A 6,304-nucleotide genomic window follows, 5' to 3' on the forward strand; every position below is an offset into this window, starting at 1 on the left:
GATGTCCTTGTGGCCCCACTCTGCGGCTCGGTAATGGCAGGAGATGATCCTCGCATCCGATGGATGCGCGTGTATCGCCGAGGACGAAGGCGTAGCGGCGCTTGGTGTTATCGGCTGCGCCGTCGGTGAGGCCGAGTTGCCAGTTGCCGTATTCGTCCCGGGTGTGGGTCTCGAGGTGACGAGTGCTGTCGGCGGCGGAGGGGTTGGACGTCTCCCCGGTGGCTTCGGAGGACGTAGCGGCGGGCGTCGACGAGGTGGTGGGCGTGGTGTCGGCCAGCGGCCGCTTCGGCCGGACTCCCGATAGCACCCGCTCGCCGCCTCAGGTCTCGTTCGATGCGGAGAGTTGATGGTAGTCGCGGTGTCATCGCAGCCTCGCCTCTGCAGCTCGCTTCCGGAATGATCACGGCCAGCGCGGTGTGGCGGGCTGCAGTCGCACTACCCCGTCCACAACGACGAAAGGGCGTTCCGTGTCCGCCATCGAAGGGTCCCTCGCAGAGTGCGTGAAGGCAGTGGTTGCCCAGCAACTCGGAGTCGAGGAGGACGAGGTCGCAGTCGACTCGTCGTTTGCCGACCTCGGCGCGGACGAGCTGGACCTACAGGAGCTGATGATGGCTTTCGAGGAAAGGTTCGACGTCCAGATCCCGGACGAGGTGGCTGAGGAGCTCACCACCGTCCAGGCCGTCGTCAACTACATCGAAGAACACTGACCGCTTTCCTGGCGTCGGCGTGTGCCGGTGTTGGGGCCGCGTCTACGGGCGTCGTGCGCTCGTTACATCCCTGGGGTAAACCGCGAACTCCGCGACTCCCGCAAATCCCACCCGTGGGCCTCCCAGGATCAACCGGCGGAGCTTGACACAGAGCCGATCACGCTACGTCAGCGAAACGCGTCGGCGTGCTCGGCGGCCCACTGTGCGAAAGTGCGGGCGGGTCGGCCGGTGACCTGCTCGACGGTGGGTTCCACGACGCCGGCCTGCGGGGGTGGGTTGGTCGCGAGCTGGATGCCGAACTCGACGTAGTCGTCGGGATAACCGTAGGACTGCAGACGCTCGCGCTCCTGATCCTCGTTGAGCTGATCGAAGGTGACCTCCCGGCCGATGGCCTCGCCGATGAGACGCGTTCGCTCAGCTGATGTCAGGGCGTGCGGACCGGTGATCACATAGGTCTGTTCGGCGTGCCCGTCCTCGGTCAGCGCGGTCGCGGCCACCGCAGCGATGTCCGCCTCGTGAACGACCGCGCTCGGCCAGTTGGCAAGCACTCGTATCGCCCCCTCGCGGACCATGCCCGCCCACTCCAGGGCGCTCGACATGAACTCCTTCGGGGCCAGCAGAGTCCAGCCGATGTCCGCGCCTCGCAGCGCTACCTCGACGGAGCTCTCCTCCCAGCCGCTGAGCACGCTCACCCGGCGGACCCCGGCCTTGGTGGCGAGGGCGACCAGCTGGGGACCGGTGGTCAGCGCTTCGCCGGCGTCGCCGCCGAAGGTGATCAGATGCAGGCCGGTGACGTCGGTGAACGCCGCGGCGAGAGCGTCGGGGTCGGTCAGGTCACCGGCGACGACCTCCACCCCCGGAGGCATGTTGGCTGCTGCCGGGTTGCGGGTCAGGGCGCGCACGGGGTGGCCGGCCTCGGCGAGTTGGCGCACCAGGTGGCGTCCGACGGTACCGGTGGCTCCGGTGACAAGAATGGTCATCACAGTCCTCAGCGGTCGGAGGGAGGGTTGAGTAACGGTGGGGTCAGTCCGCGCTGCGGACCATGACGCGAACGCCGACGGCAGCGGTGACGATGGCGGCAACCCATCCCTGCAGACCGTGGCACGGGCAAACCCCCTTACCTGCGTCGTCGAAGCCGAACGCGCCTTGCTCACCGGTGACCTCACCGCCGCGTCGGTCGGGTGGGGTGATCCGCTGCAGCTTCTGACCTTCGTCCATGGACAACGCCCGCACGAACACGCTCGGCCTGCGCGCCACACCCACCTCCCACATTCGGTGTGCGGGCAGCGTCGCGGGTGCACCCGGCGAGATCAATTACCTGGTGGGCTCATCGTGTCGAGCCACTAGGCAGCCTCGAGAACGAAGAACAGGAAGCACAGGAAGGAGGCTCCCAAAGGCACCTTCGCAAGTTCGTCCGGGAAGCGCTCACGGGCGCCCGGTGCGGGGGGCGGCTCACTGATGACGGCTATCCGGAAGCCGGCTGCGGTGAAGGCGGCGGTCATTGCGTGCAGCGGCCGGTGCCAGTACGTCAGCACGACGCTCTGGCCGCTGAAAGTGTTGTCCTCGGAGTACTCGCGGATCACGGAGTATTGGGCATCGGGGTGGAGCAACTTGTAGACGAAGGGGTGGTTGACGGCGACGATGAGTCGGCCGCCGGGTACAAGCACGCGCCGCAGATCGGCGAGCGGTGCCTTCCAGTCCGCGAGGTAGTGCAGGACCAGGCACGCGATGGCATCGTCGAACGAGGCGTCGGGGAACGGCAGAGGATCGCCGCGCAGCCCGCCCTGATGCAGAGCCGCGCTATCGCCGAGTCGCTGCCGGGCCAAGTCCAGCATCTTGGCGCTGGGCTCGATGCCGGTCACGATGGCGCCGCGATCGCGCAGTGCCGCGAGCAGGGGGCCTGCTCCGCAACCGACGTCAAGAATTCGCCGCCCGGCCACGTCTCCGGCCAGGTCCAGGACCGCGGGCCGGGTGTAGTAGCCGTTGACGAGGTTGGACTCCGTCTCGGCAGCGTACGCCTCAGCGAAACTGTCGTAGTCGTTGGTTACCGCCTGGTCAGCGGGCCCGGAGCGCTCAAGATCGGCAGACATACCATCTGACGATGCCACCGACCTCTAGCTTCGTGGGAAGCACCCGGCCACCTGTTGCTCATGTGTGACAACTGCTCGTGCGTCCTCCCTGACGAGCCTCGGTCGGGCCCGCGCTCTTGCGTTTTGAACGTCTGGTCCGGAGGAATTCTCGAAGTGCCCACGAAGGAATCTGACGACGCCAAGGTGAAACTGGGCGGCCGCTTTCACCGTCTCTTCTGCGCCACACTGGTGTCGGCCATCGGCACCGGCATGCACGCCGCCGCGTTGCCGCTGCTGGCCCTGCAGAGCACCAGCAGCCCGATGGCGTTGAGTTTTGTCGTCATGGCCGCCGAGATTCCCTGGGTGCTGCTCTCGCTGCACGCCGGTGTCGTGGTGGACCGGCTGGACCGCCGACGGGTGATGATGTGGGCGGACCTGGGCCGGTTCGCCGTCCTGGTCGGTCTCACAGTGCTGATCCTGACCGCGACCGCGCAGGTGAACCTGCTGTGGCTGGTGGTCGCGGCGTTCCTGCTGGGCGTCGGCCAGGTCTTCTTCGACCTCGCCGCCCAGTCGGCCATTCCCGACTTCGTGTCGCGGGATCCGCGGAACCTGGCAACGGCGAACGGGCGGATCGTCGCGGCGGAGAGCAACGGTGAGGACTTCGTGGGGCCTCCGGTCGGCTCCGCTCTGTTCGGCGTGTGGAACTTCCTGCCGTTCGCCGGCAACGCTCTCTCGTTCGCTGCCAGTGGCCTGTTGATCCTCTCGATCCGGACGGACGCCAAGCCGAAGGAGACGTCCGAAGGTCCGCGCAAGAGCGTGCGGAGCGAAATCGTCGAGGGCATTCGGTGGTTGTTCGGAAACCGGACCCTGCGGGCGCTGGCCACGGTCTCCTGCCTCGGCAACGTCGCGGCCACCGCTCAGTTCGCGATGCTCGCGCTGCTGGCCAAGGAGGTCCTCGGACTTCCGGATTTCGGTTTCGGTTTGTTGCTGGCGGCCACCGCGGTCGGCGCGACGGTCGGGGGACTGGCCGCCGCGGCCGGCAGCAAGCGATTCGGCCCCGGCGCAGTGATGCTCGCGGGCAAAGCCGGCGTGGGCTTGGCAATTCTGGTTCTGGGACTTGTTGCAAATGCGTGGGTTGCGGCCGCGATGATGATCTTGACCGGTGCGCTGATGACCGCGGAAAAAGTCGTGGTGAGCACATTGCGTCAGCAGATCGTGCCTGATGAACTCTTGGGGAGGGTGCTCTCGGCGAGCAGACTGGTGGTAATGGCTGGGGGACCGGTCGGTGCGGCACTCGGCGGCGTTCTCGCAACCTTGTTCGCCGTCCAGGTCTCGTATGTCGCCGCTGGTGTTTTGCTGATCCTGGTGGCGCTGGTCTTCTATCCCGTGCTGAACAACCGCGCACTGGCGAGCGCTACGGACGAACCAGCCGGGTAAGCACGAAAATCTGCAGCCGCGCGGGAGCCGTCGATCAACTTCCTATGGCACGTCTACATGAAGGGCGGCCGCGAGGACATGGCCGTTGCTGCAGACGCCCTGCGGCGCGACAGGCCTGACAAGGACCGTCCTGTCGACGACCGTCCCGTCTTCTCTCGCCAAGAGAATGGCAGCGTGGAGGGCTAGCAGTGCAGGCTCGGGTCGGCCAACGAAGTCACGCCTACTGGAGCCAGGAGCACCCGCCGACCGGACAGGGACTGGCCCAGCATGGCCCCGGCGCTGAGTGGATCAGCGATTTCCGGTGCTCCGGGCTCGAACAACTGCGTCTCCGAGGTCGCCGAACTGGCCAGCTCCAGCCCGGTTGCGTCCTCCCCGACCCAGGTGCGAGGACGGGCAGGGCGGCTCGTGCTTTCGCTCTTGGTACTCCTCGCCATACGCGTGGTGGTCGGCGGCGTGCTCATCGCGCTCATGGCGCCGAGCGCTGGCCCGGTCAGCAGTCGCGCATGATGCGCGCGACCTGCTCCGGCTTCAGCGCGGGCACCGGAAGCGGGTGCGCTGCGGCGGCGCGCAGGCCGTCGAGGACGAAGCCGAGGTGGCGGCGCCATGCCTCCGGGTCGACGTCGGCGGTGGCCTCGATGGTCCGGGTGATCGCCCAGGTCACGAACGCCATGTCGGACAGGGCGAAGTCCGGGCGCAGCGCCCCGCCGCGCTTCGCGCGCTCGACGACCTCGGTCATCAGCTCGTACCCGTGCGCGTGGTTCGGGGTCGGAGCTGCTTGCGGGATGCTGCGCGCGGACAGGTCGTTGTAGCCGCGGTCGGCGGCCTGCATCCGGCAGACCTGCTCCACGAAGTGGGTGAACCCGGCCCATGCGTCGTCCATCGTCAGCGCGTGCTCGGCGAGGCGGACGACGGTCTCCGCACGGTCGGCGAACACCGCCCGCACCAGCTCTGCCCGGGTAGGGAAGCGGTTGTACAGCGTGCCGATGCTCACGCCCGCCCGGCGGGCGACCTCGTCGAGGGCCACGTCGAGACCACGTTCGGCGAAGACCGCGCGTGCGGCCTCGACGAGCCGCTCGCGGTTGCGCTGGGCGTCCTTGCGCAGGGCCATGTTCCATCCAAGAAGTTGACGGGCGTCTCAGGTTACCGGTAGAAAGTTGAGCATGACCTCAAGTTATGCGAAGGTGATCGCGATCCTCGGCGCGGGCCCGGGGCTCGGGATGTCGATGGCCAGGCGGTTCGGGAGGGAGGGCTTCGCCGTGGCGCTCGTGTCGCGCACCGACGTGCGCCACGCCGGGTACCGGGCCGAGCTCGCAGCCGACGGGATCGAGTCCCGCAGCTACGCCGCCGACGTCTGCGACCCGGAGCAGTTGCGCGAGGTGCTGGCCCGCATCGCTGCCGATCTCGGCGAGATCGACACCGCGTACCACGGACCGGCGGCGGCGGACCTCGGCGCGAGGATCGTCCCGCTTCCCAGGGCCGACGCTGCCGCGGTGCGGGCGTCCTTCGAACACGCGGTGGTGCCCGCCGTCGACCTCGTCGCAGCCGTGCTACCGCGGATGCTCGAACGCGGCGACGGAGCCCTCTTCTTCGGCAGTGGGCTGAGCGGTCTGCAACCGATGCCGATGCTGGGCACCCTTGCACCGGCGTCCGCAGCGCTGCGCATGTACGTCCTGACGCTTGCCGCCGCCGTCCGGGACCAGGGCGTCTATGCCGCGGCTCTGACGATCGGCGGGCTGGTCGAACGCGGCGACATCCACCGCGCGCTCGTGGACCAGGGCGCGCAGCTACCCACGCTCAACCCGGATGACATCGCCGGCACGGCCTGGCGGATGTACGTGACCCGGGACGAGGCGGAGGCGGTGTTCGACGCCTTCACCCCGGCTTCCTGAGCTCGTGAGATGTCAGAGCTGCGTGGGCGCCGCGTTGAAGGTGGCGCTGGGCGGCGCTCGGCGCGACGGCCAAGACCAGTAGGCGCTCGGGGGTTGGTCCGTGAGACCCTCCTCGGATCGGCCTGGGGCGTGTCCTGTAAGTCGGTGCGCAGCCATAACACGATGGCGGCGATGATGATCTCGGTGCGGTAGTAGGCGGCGC

At 68.1% G+C, this 6,304-nt stretch carries 8 protein-coding genes; 4 read left to right on the forward strand and 4 right to left on the reverse strand.

The features are described from left to right. The first annotated feature begins 182 nt into the window (after positions 1 to 182). The gene (locus MMF94_RS40030; RefSeq protein ID WP_241042715.1) at positions 183 to 347 is read left to right on the forward strand and encodes a hypothetical protein; all 165 of its coding nucleotides are present in this window, start codon (positions 183 to 185) and stop codon (positions 345 to 347) included. 120 nt (positions 348 to 467) lie between these two features. Then, a complete protein-coding gene (gene acpP, locus MMF94_RS40035) occupies positions 468 to 707 on the forward strand; it encodes an acyl carrier protein (RefSeq protein ID WP_338104428.1) in 240 nt (79 codons plus the stop codon). 167 nt (positions 708 to 874) lie between these two features. Here the strand turns inward: acpP and MMF94_RS40040 are convergent, their stop codons facing one another. The 3 genes from MMF94_RS40040 to MMF94_RS40050 all read right to left on the reverse strand — a co-directional run bounded on the left by MMF94_RS40040 (position 875) and on the right by MMF94_RS40050 (position 2,797). Beyond that, positions 875 to 1,687: an NmrA family NAD(P)-binding protein gene (locus tag MMF94_RS40040; RefSeq protein ID WP_241042716.1), complete on the reverse strand. Its 813-nt coding sequence runs from the start codon at positions 1,685 to 1,687 to the stop codon at positions 875 to 877. Between the two features lie 43 nt (positions 1,688 to 1,730). Continuing rightward, a complete protein-coding gene (locus tag MMF94_RS40045) occupies positions 1,731 to 1,964 on the reverse strand; it encodes a hypothetical protein (protein WP_241042717.1) in 234 nt (77 codons plus the stop codon). Positions 1,965 to 2,050: 86 nt separating this feature from the next. Next, complete coding sequence (locus MMF94_RS40050; RefSeq protein WP_241042718.1) at positions 2,051 to 2,797, reverse strand: class I SAM-dependent methyltransferase; 747 nt, start codon at positions 2,795 to 2,797, stop codon at positions 2,051 to 2,053. A gap of 153 nt (positions 2,798 to 2,950) precedes the next feature. Here MMF94_RS40050 and MMF94_RS40055 point away from each other — a divergent pair, with 153 nt between their 5' ends. Further along, complete coding sequence (locus tag MMF94_RS40055) at positions 2,951 to 4,213, forward strand: MFS transporter (RefSeq protein ID WP_241042719.1); 1,263 nt, start codon at positions 2,951 to 2,953, stop codon at positions 4,211 to 4,213. Positions 4,214 to 4,703: 490 nt separating this feature from the next. Here MMF94_RS40055 and MMF94_RS40060 read toward each other — a convergent pair whose 3' ends face one another. After that, positions 4,704 to 5,321, reverse strand: a complete 618-nt coding sequence (locus MMF94_RS40060; RefSeq protein WP_241042720.1) for a TetR/AcrR family transcriptional regulator — start codon at positions 5,319 to 5,321, stop codon at positions 4,704 to 4,706. Positions 5,322 to 5,373: 52 nt separating this feature from the next. Between MMF94_RS40060 and MMF94_RS40065 the strand changes: the two genes are divergently transcribed. After that, positions 5,374 to 6,102, forward strand: coding sequence for an SDR family NAD(P)-dependent oxidoreductase (locus tag MMF94_RS40065; protein ID WP_241042721.1), 729 nt, complete (start codon positions 5,374 to 5,376; stop codon positions 6,100 to 6,102). The last annotated feature ends 202 nt before the right edge of the window (positions 6,103 to 6,304 follow it).

The organism is Pseudonocardia alaniniphila, from assembly GCF_022524485.1.
Classification (GTDB): domain Bacteria; phylum Actinomycetota; class Actinomycetes; order Mycobacteriales; family Pseudonocardiaceae; genus Pseudonocardia; species Pseudonocardia alaniniphila.